The 16368-nt window shown below is 71.8% G+C and carries 15 protein-coding genes; 5 read left to right on the top strand and 10 right to left on the bottom strand.

Going from position 1 to position 16368, the window contains the following annotated elements:
- Position 1: 1 nt before the first annotated feature.
- Complete coding sequence (locus ACFY6U_RS18970) at positions 2–1357, top strand: 2-oxo acid dehydrogenase subunit E2 (protein WP_390039572.1); 1356 nt, start codon at positions 2–4, stop codon at positions 1355–1357.
- Between the two features lie 8 nt (positions 1358–1365).
- Here the strand turns inward: ACFY6U_RS18970 and ACFY6U_RS18965 are convergent, their stop codons facing one another.
- Positions 1366–1971 (bottom strand): TetR/AcrR family transcriptional regulator, encoded by a 606-nt coding sequence (locus ACFY6U_RS18965; RefSeq protein ID WP_390039570.1) that lies wholly within the window; start codon positions 1969–1971, stop codon positions 1366–1368.
- 140 nt (positions 1972–2111) lie between these two features.
- On the opposite strand from ACFY6U_RS18965, the gene ACFY6U_RS18960 reads away from it, so the two are divergent.
- A complete protein-coding gene (locus tag ACFY6U_RS18960; protein ID WP_351487992.1) occupies positions 2112–2768 on the top strand; it encodes a TetR/AcrR family transcriptional regulator in 657 nt (218 codons plus the stop codon).
- Positions 2769–2774: 6 nt separating this feature from the next.
- On the opposite strand, the gene ACFY6U_RS18955 is transcribed toward ACFY6U_RS18960, so the two are convergent.
- The 8 genes from ACFY6U_RS18955 to ACFY6U_RS18920 form a co-directional block, all read right to left on the bottom strand.
- Positions 2775–3125 (bottom strand): SDR family NAD(P)-dependent oxidoreductase, encoded by a 351-nt coding sequence (locus ACFY6U_RS18955; protein WP_390039568.1) that lies wholly within the window; start codon positions 3123–3125, stop codon positions 2775–2777.
- A 124-nt stretch (positions 3126–3249) separates the two neighbouring features.
- On the bottom strand, positions 3250–3450 hold the full coding sequence (locus tag ACFY6U_RS18950) for an SDR family NAD(P)-dependent oxidoreductase (RefSeq protein WP_390039566.1): 201 nt from the start codon (positions 3448–3450) through the stop codon (positions 3250–3252).
- A 44-nt stretch (positions 3451–3494) separates the two neighbouring features.
- On the bottom strand, positions 3495–4649 hold the full coding sequence (locus tag ACFY6U_RS18945) for a thiolase family protein (RefSeq protein ID WP_390039564.1): 1155 nt from the start codon (positions 4647–4649) through the stop codon (positions 3495–3497).
- Positions 4646–5065: a Zn-ribbon domain-containing OB-fold protein gene (locus tag ACFY6U_RS18940; RefSeq protein ID WP_390039562.1), complete on the bottom strand. Its 420-nt coding sequence runs from the start codon at positions 5063–5065 to the stop codon at positions 4646–4648. The genes ACFY6U_RS18945 and ACFY6U_RS18940 overlap by 4 nt, the downstream gene beginning before the upstream one ends.
- Positions 5066–5083: 18 nt before the next feature.
- The gene (locus ACFY6U_RS18935; RefSeq protein WP_390039560.1) at positions 5084–6202 is read right to left on the bottom strand and encodes an acyl-CoA dehydrogenase family protein; all 1119 of its coding nucleotides are present in this window, start codon (positions 6200–6202) and stop codon (positions 5084–5086) included.
- Positions 6199–8793 (bottom strand): putative PEP-binding protein, encoded by a 2595-nt coding sequence (locus ACFY6U_RS18930; protein WP_390039558.1) that lies wholly within the window; start codon positions 8791–8793, stop codon positions 6199–6201. The genes ACFY6U_RS18935 and ACFY6U_RS18930 overlap by 4 nt, the downstream gene beginning before the upstream one ends.
- Positions 8790–9422, bottom strand: a complete 633-nt coding sequence (locus ACFY6U_RS18925; RefSeq protein WP_390039556.1) for a hypothetical protein — start codon at positions 9420–9422, stop codon at positions 8790–8792. The genes ACFY6U_RS18930 and ACFY6U_RS18925 overlap by 4 nt, the downstream gene beginning before the upstream one ends.
- Positions 9423–9516: 94 nt before the next feature.
- Positions 9517–10353, bottom strand: a complete 837-nt coding sequence (locus ACFY6U_RS18920) for an enoyl-CoA hydratase/isomerase family protein (protein ID WP_390039554.1) — start codon at positions 10351–10353, stop codon at positions 9517–9519.
- A 117-nt stretch (positions 10354–10470) separates the two neighbouring features.
- Between ACFY6U_RS18920 and ACFY6U_RS18915 the strand changes: the two genes are divergently transcribed.
- Positions 10471–11691: an acyl-CoA dehydrogenase family protein gene (locus ACFY6U_RS18915; RefSeq protein WP_390039552.1), complete on the top strand. Its 1221-nt coding sequence runs from the start codon at positions 10471–10473 to the stop codon at positions 11689–11691.
- 129 nt (positions 11692–11820) lie between these two features.
- Here ACFY6U_RS18915 and ACFY6U_RS18910 read toward each other — a convergent pair whose 3' ends face one another.
- Positions 11821–12393, bottom strand: a complete 573-nt coding sequence (locus ACFY6U_RS18910) for a hypothetical protein (protein WP_390039550.1) — start codon at positions 12391–12393, stop codon at positions 11821–11823.
- Positions 12394–12551: 158 nt separating this feature from the next.
- Here ACFY6U_RS18910 and ACFY6U_RS18905 point away from each other — a divergent pair, with 158 nt between their 5' ends.
- Together ACFY6U_RS18905 and ACFY6U_RS18900 are read left to right on the top strand one after the other, a co-directional pair.
- Complete coding sequence (locus ACFY6U_RS18905) at positions 12552–15380, top strand: NACHT domain-containing protein (protein WP_390039548.1); 2829 nt, start codon at positions 12552–12554, stop codon at positions 15378–15380.
- Positions 15381–15818: 438 nt separating this feature from the next.
- The gene (locus ACFY6U_RS18900; protein WP_390039546.1) at positions 15819–16133 is read left to right on the top strand and encodes a hypothetical protein; all 315 of its coding nucleotides are present in this window, start codon (positions 15819–15821) and stop codon (positions 16131–16133) included.
- Positions 16134–16368 lie beyond the last annotated feature (235 nt).

The following is a 16368-nucleotide window of genomic DNA, read 5'->3' as shown; positions in this document are numbered from 1 at the left end:
CGTGGCGGTCGAGGTTCTGCTGCCGAAGATCGGCCTGACGATGCAGGAAGGCACGATCGACGAATGGCTCGTGCCCACCGGCGCCGCGGTCGCGGAGGGCGACGCCCTGCTGCGGCTGGCCACCGACAAGGTCGACGTGGACGTCGAGGCGGAGGCCGGGGGACTGTTCCACCCGGTGGTCGCGGCCGGGGCCACCGTGCCGGCCGGGGCCCTCATCGGCTGGCTGCTGGCCGAGGGCGAACAGCCACCGGACCCGGCGGGCACGCCCACGCCGGTCGGGTCCGGGACCACTGCGCCCGCCCCCGACGCCGGCGCGGCGCCCTCCGTGAACGGCACGGGTGAGAAGGGCGTCGGTGACCGGCTTCTGTCCTCACCGAACGCCCGGAGGGTCGCCGCGGCTGCCGACGTCGACCTCACCGCCGTACGGGGCACCGGTCCCGGCGGGCGGATCGTCTCCGAGGACGTCGAGGACTTCCTCGCGGCCCTCCCCGGCGACCTCGTCACCCTCGTCCCGTCGGGCGACACCCCCGCCTCACCGCTGGTCCGCAAGCTGGCGAAGGAGCGGGGCATCGATCTCTCCGGGGTGAACGGCACCGGTCCCGGCGGCCGCATCCGCAGGGCGGATCTGGAGGGAGTCACTCCGGCGCCCGAGCCCCCTCTCGCTCGTCCCGGCAAGGTCATCCCGTTCACCGGGATGCGCGGCACCATCGCCCGCAGGATGCACGCCAGCCTGCAGGAGATGGCGCAGCTGACGCACGGCTACGAGGTGCGGATGGACGCCGTGGTGTCCCTGCGGGACCGGCTCAAGGAGGAGTGGGCCGGCAGCGATCTGCCGGTACCGAGCATCAACGACTTCCTGCTGAAGGCCGCGGCCCTGGCGCTGCGCGAGCACCCGCTGCTCAACGCGACGGTGCGGGAGGACGGCGTCCATCTGCTCGACGAGGTCCACCTGGGCTTCGCGGTGGCGGTTCCGGGCGGCCTGATGGTCCCCGTGATCGAGGACGCGGTGGCGCTGCCGCTGCCCGAGGTCACTCGCCGGTCGAGGTCCCTGGCCCAGGCCGCGCGCGAGGGACGGATCTCGCCCGCGCAGCTGGAAGGGGCCACCTTCACGGTCACCTCGCTCGGCGGATACGGCGTCGACTTCTTCACCCCCGTGATCAACCCCGGCAACGTCGCGATCCTCGGGGTGGGCAGGCTCAGGGACGGCGTCGAGTGGGTGGACGACCGGCCGCTGCGCACGCGGGTGCTCACCCTCAGCCTCACCTTCGACCACCGTGCCGTGGACGGGGCACCCGCCGCCGAATATCTGCGCACCGTCGGCGAGTTGCTGAGCAAGCCCCTCCGCCTGCTGGTGTGATCCGAGGCCTATGTGGCCGGGTCGGCGATCCGCTCCGCGAGGTTGCCGACCTCGCGGACGAAGGAGCGGTGCCCCAGCGACCGGTAGACGTCGTCGCCCCGGACCTGCGAGATCGCCGCGGTCTCCAGCAGCGCCAGCAGGCCCAGGCCGATCACCGCCGCCTCGGCGTCGGAGACCGGCCCGCCTGCCTTGCGGATCAGTCGTACCAGTTCGTCCAGCAGTTCGGTGCGGCTCTCCTGGCGCAGTGCCTCCGCGTCCTGGCTCATGCCGGCCGACGACACGAAGAAGACGGTGGCGGCGGACCGGTGTTCGCCCAGCCAGCCCAGCAGCGAGGTGATCGCCGTGCCGATGTCCGAGCCCGGTGGGTGGGCGTGAGTGAGTGCCTGCACCTGCTCGCGCAGCGCGGCGGCGAACACCCGCATACCCTCCGCGAGGACCTGGTCCTTGGAGGAGAAGTGGTAGTACACCGCTGCCGAGGTCATCTCGGCACGAGCGGCGATGTCGGCCACCGTCACCTCGTCCGGCGGCTGGGTGGCGAACAGCTCCGTGGCTGCGTCGATGACCCACTGCTTGCGCGACGGACGATGAGCGGCGCGGGTTCCGGATGTCGTCATGGTGTCAAGTATGCCGGGAGCCCGGTGCTCCGGAGGCGCTTGTGGAGCAGGAATTATGCCGTCGGGCGGCAGTAGTAACTGGATACAATGGTCAGTACGCAGGGCCCACGGACGCGGGTTCACGGCAGTCGGCAGGGAGCATGATGGCCACCACGAAGAACGGCAAGCAGCCCGCCCACCGGCCCTCGCGGCGGCAGCACATCATCTCGGCCGCCGTGCGGGTCTTCGGCCGCAACGGATTCGCGGAGACCAGCATCCAGGACATCGCGGACGAGGCACAGGTGGTGCCCACCGCCGTCTACTACCACTTCGACGGCAAAGAGGAATTGCTCGAACTCGCGATGCGACGGGTCTTCGACCAGCTGAACGCGGTCGTGGAGGCGGCGCGTCCGGAGTCCGAGCCGGGTGATGCGGAGGGTCTGGTCCGCGTCATCGACGCGGTGTGGGACTGGGTGGAGCAGAACCCGGACGAGGCCCGTCTGTACCAGGTCCAGGTCGCCTCCGCCAACGGCAGCGTCAAGGTGCTGCGGGACGAGTTCGAGCAGCGGCACATCCAGCGTGGCTACGACTATCTGCCCGAGGGCACCACTCGCAGCCCCCGGGCGGCGAAGGCCCGGCACGCGGGGCAGGCGCTCGCGGTCCGCACACTGATCAGCACGACCATGCTCGTCACCGCGCTGCGGGCGGAGGGCGGACCGCTGTCCCAGCTGCCCTCCCGGTCCGTGCTTGAGGCGGTCAGGGCGCTGGCGCTGCGCATCGTCGGCGCCGAGGAGAAGCCGGCCCCGTCCCGGACCTGAGGCGGTTCACCAGGGCAGCGGCCTCCGGTCGGCGAACAGCCCGCCCGAAGTCTCGTCGCCTTCGGGAAGGGTCGCCAGCCAGACCGGCGTGTCCGCCCCTTCCTCCGGGCCGCGCGGAGCGGACGGCCCGCCCATGCCGCTGCGGGTCCAGCCGGGGTCGGCGGCGTTGACCAGCACACCCGTGCCGGAGAGCTCGGCGGCGAGCATACGGGTCAGGGCGTTGAGCGCCGCCTTGGAGATCCGGTAGGCGGGGTGTCGACCGGAGTCCATCAGCGCCAGCGAACCGTACGAGCTGGTGACGTTCACGACCCGCCCGTAGCCGGCTTCCACCATGCCGGGGACGACGGCCTCCGCCACCCGCCAGGCGCCGGTGAGGTTCGGTCCAGAGTCGCCCGCAGGATGTCCTCATCGACATACGGGGGCCGCAGTTCCCGGTCCAGGGACACGCCCGCGTTGTTCACCAGCACGTCGATCCCACCGGTCAGCCCCGCCGCCTCCGGACCGCTTCCGTGACGCTCTTCGAGGACGTCACGTCCAGGGCCAGCGGCAGTGCCGCCGGGCCGATGACGCGGCACGCCTCTGCGGCGGCCTCCCGTCCTCGCGCCCCGACCAGGACCCGCAGCCCCTGGTCCGCGAGCTGTCGGCACATCTCCAGGCCGATCCCGCGTGCCCCGCCGGTCACCAGTGCTGTTCTCCCGCCGTGCCGCATACTTCGCCCGCCGCCTCTCATACCGTCAGGACCGAGCAGGCGCTGATCCCGGGCGCCCCGTACACATGGGTGAAGCCCACCCGGGGAGCGCCCGGCACCTGCACACCGGGCGCCCGGCCCTGCAACTGCCGTACAACTTCGTGGAACTGCCGCAGACCCGAGGCGCCGACGGGCTCTCCGCCCGCCAGGCAGCCGCCGTCGGTGTTGACCGGTATCCGGCCCGTGGCCTCGGTCTCCCCGGCGGACAGCAGCTCCTCCTGCTCGCCGTGACCGCACAGCCCGGTCTCCGCCAGATGGATCAGCTCCGAGCCGCTGTCGGTGTCCTGCAACTGGGCGACCTGCACGTCCGCGGGCCGCACCCCTGCCGCGCGGAAGACCGCCTCCGCGGCGTCGACACTGGGGCTGCGGTGCGGTCCCGGCGGCAGCCAGGGCGAGAACACCTCGAAAGAACCGAATCGCCGGGTCCGGAAAGCCAACGACGCCAGCCTGACCGGTTGTTCACACAGGTCGAAGGCGCGGTCGCCGCGCGCCAGCACCAGCGCGGCCGCGCCCTGACCGGGGGAACAGAACATGTACCCGGTGAGCGGGGGACTGACCTCGGCGGAGTCGAGGATCTCCTGCTCGGTCAGTGGTTTGCGCCGCCACGCCAGCGGGTGGTCCGAGCCGTTTCGGAAGGCTCGCGCGGCGATCATCGCCAACGCCCGCTCCGAGATCCCGTGCTCGTACAGGTACCGCCGGGTCTTGAGGGCGAAGAACTGGGTCGTGAGCATCATGCCGGTCTCGGCGTACCAGTCACCCAGACCGTAGCGGGCCGCGGAGACATGGAACGCACCCCGCTCGTGCTTGTCGAACCCGACCGCCAGCCCCAGGGAGGCCTCGCCCGCGCGCAGCGCGTTGGCGACCGCAAGGACGGTGGAGGCACCGGTCGCGCAGCCGTTCTGCACATTGACGAAGGGCACGCCGGTCAGGCCCAGGCGGCCCACCAGCGTGTCGGGCTTGCCGGACACGTCGGAGCCGCCGGCCGCGTAGCCGATGTCCGCCCAGGCCACACCGGCGTCGGCCAGCGCCTCGCGTATCGCACGCTCGGCCATGTCCATGCCGGTGACGGTCTCGTCGCGGCCGAAGGGATGCATACCGCACCCGATCACGTACACCTCGTCGGTCCGCCTCATCGCTCTCCGTCCAGGTCAGGACGGAACGCGAAGGTCAGGACCTCGGTTCCGTCCTCGTCCCGGTACGCGGGCACCGTGGTGAGCCGGACCGGCAGACCGATCCGTATCTCCGCGCGGGGAACCGCCAGCAGCGCCTCGACCAGCACCTCACCGAGGTCCACGTAGCCCACGTGGTACGGCCGGTGGCCGCCGGACGGCGGGCGGTACGGCGGCTTCGGCGCAAAGGCCTGGAGCGTCCACGACCACACGTGCCCGCTCACCGCCAGCACATGCGGGGACATGGCGCCGTCCGAACACTTGGGGCACGAGTCCTGCCGGGGGAAGACCACGGTGCCGCATCCGGAGCAGCGGGCGCCCGCGAGACGCGGTGGGTCCCCGTCGTCGAACAACACCTCGTCGATGACTCTGGTGGTCATGCCGTTCCGCCTTCCATGTCACCAGCCCAGCAGCCCGGCGAGCCGCTCCCGATGGTGTGCGGCGCCGCCCAGCAGGACGGCGTCGGACTGGGCGCGCCGGAAGTACAGGTGTGCGTCGTGCTCCCAGGTGAAGCCCATGCCGCCGTGCAGCTGCACGCACTCGGCGGCGACGGACACGAACGCCTCGCCGCACCACGCCTGTGCCACCGCCGCCGCCTCGGCCAGCGCCTCGGGCGAGCCGGCCCCTCGCACCGCGCGCACCACGGCCGACCGAGCGGCCTCGACCTGGAGCAGCATGTCGGCACAGGCGTGCTTGACCGCCTGGAAGCCGCCGATCGCCCGGCCGAACTGGGTACGGTCGCGCACATGGGCCACCGTCATGTCCAACGCGGCCTGCGCTCCGCCCAGTTGCTCGGCGGCCAGAGCCACCAGGGCCACGTCCAGGGCGCGGGAGACGACGTCCGCCCCCTCGCCGCCGGCGGTCAGCGCCCGGGCCCGGGCACCGGAGAAGGCGACCACCGCCTGGCCCCGGCCGAGGTCCAGGGTCGGCACCCGGCGCACCGTGACCCCCGGCTCGCGCGGGTCGGCGAGGAAGAGGTCCACGCCGTCGGCGCCGGCCGCGGCCACCACCAGCGTTTCGGCGTCGGCGCCGTCGAGGACGAACGGCGCGGTGCCGTCGAGCAGCGGCACGCTGCCCTGCCAGGAGACGGCCACCGGCACGGCGTCGGACCGCCACGCTCCGTCGGGGGCCGCCACCGCCAGGGCGTGCACCGTGCCCTCGGCCAATTCGGCCAGTGCCCTGTCGGCGGTGCCGCAGCCGGCCAGCACCTGCCCGGCCAGCACGGTGGAGGAGAGCAGCGGTACCGGCGCCAGCGTCCTGCCCAACTCCTCGCAGACCACGGCGATCTCGGCGAGCCCGCCGATGCCGCCGGCCGGCTCGGGCAGTCCGAGGGCCGCGAGGCCGACCTGCCGGCCGAGCGTGTCCCACAACCCGGCGTCGATGCCGGGGGCCTCCTCGGGCATCCGGCGTACCGCGGCGGTGCCGCCGGCGTCAGCGCACACCGACCGAACGGTCTCGCGCAGGTCGTCCAGTTCGGTGTCCGACAGGGCCGTGCCGTCTGTCACGGTGCTCGTCATCGTGCGCTCCCGCTCTCGCCGCGCCGCTCCCGCAGGGCGCTGTGCGCTGCCGCCATCCGGGCCACCGGCACGCGGTGCGCGGAACACGAGACGTAGTCGAGGCCCAGGTCGTCGCAGAACGCGATCGACTCCGCGTCACCGCCGTGCTCACCGCACACGCCCAGCTTGATGCCGGGTCGTACGCTCCGCGCCCGCTGTGCCGCCAGGGCGATGAGGGCGCCCACGCCGTGCGGGTCGAGCCGGGCGAACGGGCTGGCGGCCAGGAACCCGCGCTCCTGGTAGGTGGCGAGCACCTGGCGCTCGACGTCGTCCCGGGAGAATCCGTAGGTGAGCTGCGTGAGGTCGTTGGTGCCGAAGGAGAAGAACTCGGCATGCTCGGCGAGTTCACCGGCCAGCAGCGCGGCCCGCGGGGTCTCGATCATCGTGCCGAGCCGGTACGGGACATCCGCTCCGGTGCGGGCGGCGACCGCATCGGCGGCACCGCGCACGTACGCGGCCGCGGCGGCCAGCTCCTCCGGCAGGCTGACGAGCGGGATCATCACCTCCAGCTCCGGGCGGACTCCGGTGGCGGCGACATCGGCCCAGGCGGTGAAGAGCGCTTCGGCCTGCGCCGGGTAGAGCCGCTCGTGCAGCAGCGCCAGCCGCACTCCGCGCAGCCCGAGCATCGGGTTCGCCTCGCGCAGCGCGGCGGCCCGTTGCTCCTCGGCCGTGTCCAGGGCCTGTCCGGGGGCGGGCAGGAACTCGTGCAGCGGGGCGTCCAGCAGGCGCACGGTCACCGGGCGGTTGCCCACCGCCGCCAGCAGAGCCCTGAAGTCCTCGTGCTGGGCGTGCTCCAGCGCCGACAGCGCCTCCTCGCGGGCCGTCGGGTCGGCGGCCAGGATCACCCGGCGGATCAGCGGCAGCCGCCCGCCGAGGAACTGGTGTTCCGTACGGCACAGCCCGACGCCCTCCGCGCCCAGGGCGATGGCGGTGCTCACCTCCGCGGCCGTGTCGGCGTTGACCCGCACACCCAGCCGACGCATGCCGTCCGCCCACTCCAGCAGGGCGGACAGCTCGGGCGGTGGTCCGGCGACACTGACGCTCAGCGCCCCCGCGTAGACGGCGCCGGTGCGGCCGTCCAGAGAGACGGGGTCGCCCTCCCGCAGCACCCGGTCCCCGATCCGCACCGTCCCGGCGGCCCGGTCCACGCGCAGACCCTCGGCGCCGCACACCGCGGGCTTGCCGGCGCCCCGCGCCACCACGGCGGCGTGTGAGGCGATGCCGCCGCTGCCGGTCAGCACGGCGACGGAGGCCAGCATCCCGGGGACGTCCGCCGGGTTCGTCTCGGCAGCCACGAGCACGACCTGAGTACCGTCCGCGGCCAGTTCGAGGGCACGCTCACTGGACAGCACGACCGCTCCGGTCGCCGCCCCCGGAGATGCGGGCAGCCCCCTCACCAGGAGCTCCTCCCCACCGGTCAGCCGGAGCTGGGGGTGCAGCAGTTCCTGCACCTGCACGGGGGTGATGCGCCGTACGGCCTCCTCATGGCCGAGTGCCCCGTCCCGGGCCAGGTCCGCGGCCAGACACACCGACGCCCGAAGCGGTGGGCGCAGCTGCGCCGCAGCGGCGAGCAGGGAGATCTCGTCGTCGCGTACCTCGAAGTCGACGGACACCGGTGCCTGCAGATGGCGCTCCAGGGTGAGCAGGGAGTGCTCCAGCAGCGCGGTTCCCCCCGCGAGTCGCTCGAGCGGTTCACCGGTGTGGGGCGGCGGGGCGCTGCGGCGCACCCCGCGGAAGAAGCAGCCCTGCGGTGCGAGGCGCCCGGTCTCGGGGTGGCGGCTGACCGCCGTGCCGTAGCCCGAGTGGTCCGCCGGGCCGATGCGCAGCGCCTGCACGTGCAGGGCGACGGCGAGATCGGCGGGGAGCCGCTGGGCCCGGCGGGACCTTCTCGCACGCGGCGAGTCCCATCGGCCGAGGAGGGCGCGGGCGGCCAGCGCGAGCTGCTGCGCCGGGTCGTCGGGGAAGGGCCCGGATCCGCGCTGCGCCACCAGCGCCAGCAGTGCTTCGACCCGTGCCCGCGGCTCGGGCGTGTCGAGGAGGGCGTCGTCGAGCACCGCACCGGGGACGTCGAGGGCGTACTCGGCGATCATCCGCACGGTGGCGGCCCACACCTCGTGCAGCGCCTCTGCGCGTCCGATGACGGCGCACAGGTCGCCCGCATTGCCGGGAGTCACGCCGAGACAGGCCAGGTCGGGCGGCAGTCCGGCGATCTCGGTCGGCGCGCTCGCCGACAGGCGCAGCAACAGCGGCCGGGTCGCGTCGCCGATCCGCCGTCCCGAGAGCTGTTCGACCAGATCGACGGCGGATCCGGCGGTGTCGGGTTCGCACAGCGAGGCGGAGGCGCCGGTGGGCACGGTGAGGCCCGGCACGACCGGCAGCCCGAGGGCCACCAGCCGGTCCATCGCCGCACCGTGCGCGCCCAGTTCAGCCGCGTCGAGGCCCCGGATCCGTCCCTGCCCGTAGGGCACCAGGCTCCGGCCAGGGGTCTCGGACGGTGTGCGGGGAGCCTCGGACTGTGCGAGCGGGCCCGCTTCGCGGTCGGTGACGCTCAACCCCGGCTCCTTGTGACCAGCTCTTCTTCGCGGGCCTCGTCCTGGGCCCGGCTGATGCCCAGCGCCAGCAGCAGTTCCTGGTGCAACCGCATCCACACGGTGTGGTACGAGTCGCACAGCGGCGACGCCAGCCACTCCAGTGCGCCGTCGTCGAAGCGGTCCAGGGCTTCCTCCAGGGCCGTGAGGTACCGTCCGCTGCCCGCGAGCACCCGTTCCAGCCTCCGCAGCACAGGCTGGATGGCCTCGTGCACGTCCTCCAGCGACTCGCGCACCTCGGCGTCGTAGCCGCTGTCGGAGTGGTCGTTGGCGGTGCCGTCGGGGCGGCACTGCCAGGCCGTGCACACGTCGCGGATCTGCCGGTTGACCGGCAGGAAGGCCTCGTACGCCGCGGTGATCCGCTCCTCCTGCTCGGATCCCGAGGCAACCCGCAGGATCCGCGAGGCGGCGGTCTTGGCCCGCTCGGTCGGCAGCACCACGGGACCCTTCACCATCGCCAGTCCCGCGTCGACCAGAGGGCGGTGCTCGGACTCGGGCCGGCCGCGCCACATGCCACGCAGAACGAGGTCGACGACGGCTTCGGTGAGGCTCTCGTCGGGAGCGTCCGGAAGGTCCACGGCAGCAGATTGCATCGCCACACCTTTTCCCCGGTTCAGTGGTGACCGGTTCCTCGGTTCTGTGTTGCCCGGAGGTTACGCTCCGGGCGGGGCGTTAGTGAAGAGGGATTCAAGAAACACTTTCGGGTTCCCTGGCCCCGGTCCCGCTGTCGCCCGCCTTCGGGCGGCCGCGGGCGCCGAGGAACGACGCCATGCGGTCCTGTGCCTCCCCGCCGTCCGCCAGCAAGGCGATCAGCCGCGCCTCTTCGGCGAGGTGACGGCGCAGCTCTTCCCCGGCGCCGGCGCGCAGCAGGCCCTTCGCGGCGCGCAGCGCACCGCCGGCGCCGGCGGCCAGACCGGCGGCGGTCCGGTGCGCCGCGTCGTCCAGTTCCTCCTCGTCCACGGACCGGGAGACCAGGCCCGACCGTTCGGCGTCGTCGCCGGTCAGGACCCGGTTGGTGAGGATCAGGTCCGCCGCCAGGCGGGGACCCGCCAGGCGCGGCAGGAACCACGAGGCCCCGCAGTCCGGCGTGAGCCCGATCGCCGTGTACGCCAGCCGGAAGCGCGCGGACCGCGCCGCCAGGACGATGTCACCCACCAGGGCGAGACCGATCCCGCCGCCCGCGGCCGCGCCGCGCACGGCGGTGACCACGGGCACCGGCAGGTCGTGCAGGGTCTGTATCGCGGCGTGTGCGGCGGTTGCCACGGCGTGCACATAGGCACCGGTCTCCGTGCCGCGACCGGCGAAGGCCCGCAGGTCACCGCCCACGCAGAAGCTGCCGCCCGCCGCCCGCAGCAGGACCGCGCCGCCCGGGTCCGCCGCCACCTCGGCGGTCGTGTCCCGCAGTGCTCGCGCGGTCCTGAGGTCCAGGGCGTTGCCCCGCCCGGGATCGTCCAGCCTCACCTCGACGACACCGTCGGGGTGGCGCACGATCCGGACCGGATCGGCGTTCGCGGGGAGGCTCATGGCTTTCTCCTGTCGTCTTCCCGTCACCGGGTGCCTCTCGGCAAGATACTGAAGAAGCTATACAGTTTCTAGGACGCGACGGGCGCCGATGCCCGATGCCTGTCGGCGGGAGGTCCCGTGCCCATCCAGTTCGATGTCGATCCGCCCGTTGCCCAACTTGCGGCGTCCACCGCCGAGTTCGTACGCGAAGTGGTGATCCCGGCCGAGCGCGAGTGCGGCGGGTCCGTGCACGACGCTCCCGAGGCCCTGCGGGAAGCCCTGCAGAAAGGTGCGCGTGAGGCGGGTGTCTTCGCTCCTCATGTGCCGAGGCAGTGGGGCGGGCACGGGCTCGACCTGCGCGGGCAGGCGGTGGTGTTCGAAGCCGCGGGCTACTCGTTGCTCGGACCACTGGCGCTGAACTGCGCGGCCCCGGACGAGGGCAACATGCATCTGCTGGAGAAGGTGGCGACCGAAGAGCAGAAGCAGAAGTATCTGCGTCCGCTCGCCGCGGGTGAGGCACGGTCCTGCTTCGCCATGACCGAACCGGCTCCCGGGGCGGGTGCCGATCCCCGCTCCTTGCGGACCACCGCGACCCGGGTTCCCGGTGGCTGGCGCATCGACGGCCACAAGTGGTTCATCACCGGAGCCGACGGCGCCGGCTTCGCCATCGTCATGGCCCGTACCTCCGGCAGTCCCGGCGACCCGGGCGGTGCCACCATGTTCCTGGTCGACGCCGGCACTCCCGGCATGCGCATCGTCCGGACCATCGAGACCTTGGACGAGTCGCTCTTCGCGGGGCACAGCGAGATCGTCTTCGAGGAGTGCGTGGTGGGGGAGGAGCAGGTGCTCGGCGCGGTGGACCGCGGTTTCGACGGCGCCCAGGTCCGGCTCGGTCCCGCCCGGCTGACCCACTGCATGCGCTGGCTGGGAGCCGCTCGCCGTGCCCAGGACGTCGCATTGGAGAGGGCGGCCAGCCGGACCGCGTTCGGCTCGGTGCTGGGAGACCTCGGCATGGTCCAGCAGATGCTGGCCGACTCCGAGATCGACATCGAGGCGAGCCGCGCGCTGATCCTCCGTACCGCCTGGGAGTTGGACACCGGCTCCACCGCCGCCTCGCAACTCACCTCCGTGTCCAAGACCTTCGTGGCGGAGGCGGTGAACCGGGTGGTCGACCGGGCGGTGCAGATCTGCGGAGCGCTCGGCATCTCGTCAGCCGACGCCCCGCTGGCCCGTCTGCTCAGGGAGGTGCGGCCGTTCCGGATCTACGACGGCCCTTCCGAGACGCACCGTTTCGCCATTGCACGCCGCGCCGTGCGGCCCTACCGACAGCCGCGAACCGGGGCGGCCGACGGCTCATGACGGCGTCGCCGTGGGAGGCGTTCGGTGCCCGTCTCGCCCGAGATCCGCGGGTCAGGCCATGTCCCGCCGCGCAGCCCGGACGCGCACCGCGCGGTTCTGTGCACCGGACGGGCGGTCGACTGCTCGCGACTACGTCGGCGACTGGAATCCGGAGATCAGGGAGGGGGGACAAATGATCCGAACGGGTCGTTCGGGCCGCCGTGCCAGGGCGTCGTCGACGACCCGGACGATGGCGACCTGGGGTGAGGAGCGGCGGATGGCGTGGAAGGCGTCCCGGCCGCGGCCCACGTGGGGAGGCAGAAGATGCAGGCCGACTCCTCGGACGACTGCATCGGCGTACCGGCCGGTGATGATCCCGCCGTCGGAGCGGCCACCCGGCTTGTCGAGGATCAGGCCCTGGTGTTCCCAGGTGGTGAGGCCGTCCGAGCGCAGGACTCCCTGGCCGCGCCACTCGTCGACGATCGTCCGACGGCGGCCGCCAAGTTCGAAGACGTTCGGGCCCTCGTGCGGGCGGTGGCTGACCGCGAGACCGATGGGCTGCCACTGGTAGAGGTCAGGGCTGTCGGCGGCCGCGGTGAGCGAGCCGTGCGACGGCCCTCTCGCGGTCTGTGCGGCGAGGGTGTGCCGAGTGGTGTGCCCTGCTGTTCGGCCGGACTCGCCGTGGGGGTGGATGTGCATCCTGAACGGAAAAAAGTCGGGCACGTTCAGCTGCGTGCGCCGGGAATGACCGACTCTCACCTGGGACAGACGGAACACCACCAGCCCGGTGGGACCGGACACCGGTTCCCAAGACCGAGGCACGTCGGAACGGAACGGTGACTACGCTGGCTGCGGCGGTTCACAGGCTTGGGGGGCGTCGGATGGATCCCGCAGTCATCGGCACACGCCTTGCTTCGAGCGTGGTTGCTCCGCTGGTGAAGAAGCTGCTCGTGAAGGAGGAACCGGGCGCCGGGCTGGTCGACAGGCCCGTGCGGCTGTCGGCCCTCGTCTCCTTCCGTGGCGAGAAGCGGTCCTTGACGGAGAAGGACGTGCGTGTGCTCGCCGCCCGCCTGGTCCGGGAGGCAGTGGAGTCGCCGGGAGAGCCGCCCTTCCCTCCGGATGAGGAGGCGGCGGTCACAGATGCGCTGACGGCCAAGTTGCTGGTGCTGGGCGAGCTCGACATGGATGACGTGCAGGCGGTACGGCTCGGCTACCGGGAGCTGGCGCGCAAGCTTCACCACGGGGCTCCCACCCGGGACCTGTCCGTCGACGCCTCACTGTTCCTGGACTCCCTCACCGAGTGGGCCTGCGTCCACATCATCAACTTCTTCACGCAGCGCTCGACCTTTGTGGCCCGCACGCTTGTGGAGCAGAGCCGTGATCAGGCCGAGGTCATCGCGAAACTGGACGAGCTGATCACCCGGAATCCACGGCCGGACGCCCGTGACGCGGCCTTCGAGCGACGCTTGCTCTCTTACCTCACCAAGAAACACGGCCGGTTGCAGATCTACGGCATCGACCTGATCAACTCACCAGGCAAGTGGCCGCTGGACGTTGCGTACCTGCGTCTGGAGGCCACGTCGCCCGTGGAGGCGTACGAGGACTTCCTGCGTCGCCGCCCGCGGTTCCAGCAGGGTCATCAGCCCGCTGACGAGGCCCTCGCCGACCACGACCGCGTCCTTCTGCGCGGCGAGGCCGGATCAGGGAAAACCACGCTCATCCAGTGGCTGGCCGTCTCCGCCGCACGCCAGGACCGCGACGACCGGATGGCGTATCTTGCCGGCCTGATCCCCTTCGTTCTCCCACTGCGCACCCTGACCCGCCACGGTGGTCGCCTCCCCGCCCCCAAGGATTTCCTTGCCGCTGTGGGCGCGCCCCTGGCCGGTGAGGAGCCGCCCGGCTGGCAGTCCCGGGTCCTCGCGGCCGGACGCGGACTCCTTCTCATCGACGGCATCGACGAAGTCCCGGAGAGCGAGCGAGCACATGCACACGGCTGGCTCGGCGATCTGGCCGAGGCATACCCGGGCAATCGCTGGCTGGTGACGTCCCGCCCGTCCGCCGTGGCCGAGGAGTGGCTGGCGGACGAGGAGTTCGTCGAACTGAGGCTGGCGCCGATGCGCCCTGCGGATGTCCAGTCGTTCGTCGGACGTTGGCATATGGCCGCGCGCACGGGAGCGTCCGAGGAAGACGAGGCTCTCGCCTCGTACGAGACTCAACTCCTGCACGCCATCCGGACCAAACCCGATCTGGGGCGACTCGCCACCAACCCGCTGATGTGCGGCCTGATCTGCGCCCTGCACCGGGACCGCCATGGCTTCCTGCCGATCGGCCGCAAGGAGCTGTACCAGGCCGCGCTCAGCATGCTCCTCACTCGCCGTGACCGCGAGCGCGGAGTGGCGGGGGCCGAGCTTCGGGAGGAACCGCAGCTCCAGATCCTCCAGCGGCTCGCGTACTGGTTGATCAAGGACGGCCGAACGGAGATGACCCGCGACCGTGCTCTCACCGAGATCGGCAAGGCACTGCCCGCCCTGCCCGAGATGGCTGCCCTGGGCGAGCCCGAGAACGTTCTTACCCGCCTGCTCAATCGCAGCGGCCTGCTGCGCGCCCCGACCCCTGAGACCATCGACTTCTGCCACCGCACTTTCCAGGATTTCCTGGGAGCGCGGGCCCTCCTGGACGAGGGCACGTTCGGGATGGTCCGTAAGCATGCTGCCGACGACCAGTGGGAGGACGTCATCCGCATGGCGGTGGCGCAGGGGCGTCCTCGCGATCGGGCGGACATCCTGCGGGAGCTGTTGCAGGACGGGTCGGCCCGGGCCGTAGTGCTCGCCGCATCCTGCGTCGAACAGGCTACGGAACTGGACCCGGTTGTACGGGCCGAACTCGAACGCGGCATGTCCGCGCTGGTTCCGCCACGTACACCCGAAGCGGTGAGTGAACTCACCTCGGTGGGACCGCTCGCCCTCGACTTCCTACCGGGGCCGGAGGAACTGGCCGGCACGTGGCCTGCATCGGACAGCGACGAGTATGCCCAGCTGTGCGTCAGAACGGCGTCCCTGATCGGAACCGACGAGGCGATTGCATACCTGGCTCGCTTCAGAAACCACCCATCCCAGAGGGTGCGAAGTCAACTAGCCCTGTTCTGGCACCGGTTCGCAATAGAGGCCTACGGCAGGGAGGTCATCGCCGACCTCCCGTACGACGACCTCTACCTGATAGCTCACTCCGTGGCGGAACTCCGTGCCCTACGGGAACTGGGCGGCCGCCCGTGGATCAGGCTGGTGGGCGATTTCAAGGCCATAAGCCTCCTCGTCTACCTGGATCCGGGCCAGCTCGCCCGCCTCGACCTGCGCGGCACCGTCGACGACATGTCGGTGCTGGGCAGATTCCCGCTCTTGGAAGTCTTCTCGATCTCCGAGTGCCCTGAGCACACCTCGTTGGCGAGTCTGCAGGAACTCCCCATGCTGCATCGGCTGGGGCTGTCGGCACGGCACGCCTCCTACGCCGCCAGATCGGGTCTGCGTCTTCCCCGGATCCGCCATCTCGACCTCCTCGGCGCGGAAGCCGAAGCCGTGCTGGAGCCGCTCCCGCAGGCTTTCCCCTCGGTGGAAGCCCTGAGTCTGTCCGTCGGCCCGGGGCCGGGCCACCGCATGGCCCGTGCCAGCCTCCGCGCCCTTTTCCCTCACGCGTCGATAAGAGTGGCCGAGTAGGTCACCACCGGGATCGTTGGCACCGGACCAGCCTTGACGCCGGTGCAGGCTGGGCTCAGCGCACACATGTCGAAGGGCGCCTCGTGCCGCTGCCGGGTGTGATCGCGGCAAAAGCCGGTGGTCACCGTAGGAACGTGCAGGTGAGAGGCGTATGTGGTCGGACGCCATAGTTTTGGGCGGAGAGGCGCGCGTGCCCACCATGGAGGCGTCGCCGAGGCCCGGCGACTGCTGCGTCGTGTGATCCGCCGGTGAAACAGTGGACGTCGGCAGCCTGACGGCGGGCCAAGGGCCGAGTGCGCCGTACCGGCGGGCGAACCGGTGGGGGGAAAGGCCGTCCGTTTATGCTGCGCCTGGCATCTCGCCGGCGCCTCGTCAAACCGCATCCGCCGGACGCGCGTCCTGAAAGAACAGCCGTCTTCCGCGAAAGGAATGCGAGAGATGGGCAAGAGCGACAACATCGTGGTGATCCGGGACGCGCAGGTGGTGACGGCGGCACTGCGCGAGGCGCTCGCCGGCGCCTCGGCCGAGACTCGCGCGGGCCTGGAACATGCGGTCACCATCGCCGAATCCACCGCTGCGGTCACCGAGAGCCGGCTGCGTGGCGACTGGGTCCGCGCCCGCCTGGCCGATGTCGGCTTCTCGGGAGACCTCACCTCCGCCGCGGCTGTGAAGGCGCTGCGGCAGGCCGAGCCCGGGCTGAGCCTGTTGGCGGCGGTGCGGTTGCGGAACGACGCGGTGGACCATCCCGCGTGACGCAGCGCGGCCCCCACGGACGTCTCCGGTCCCTCCCCGCCGACGTGTTGCCGCCGCAGGGCGCCGGTGACGGCCCGCGGCAGGAGCGTGCTCGGCTGGGCCGCGCCCTGCCGTGAATGCTGGTTCTGCCGGCCTGACGAGCCGTGGCTGCGCATCGCGGTCGAGGGCGTCTTCAGTCTGCCCGGCGGGCAGTTCCATGGAACCGCAATGGCCACCGAGCTCCGGGGGAGTGCAG

The organism is Streptomyces sp. NPDC013157, from assembly GCF_042899865.1.
Classification (GTDB): domain Bacteria; phylum Actinomycetota; class Actinomycetes; order Streptomycetales; family Streptomycetaceae; genus Streptomyces.
This window is presented reverse-complemented; position numbering and strand designations above follow the sequence as displayed.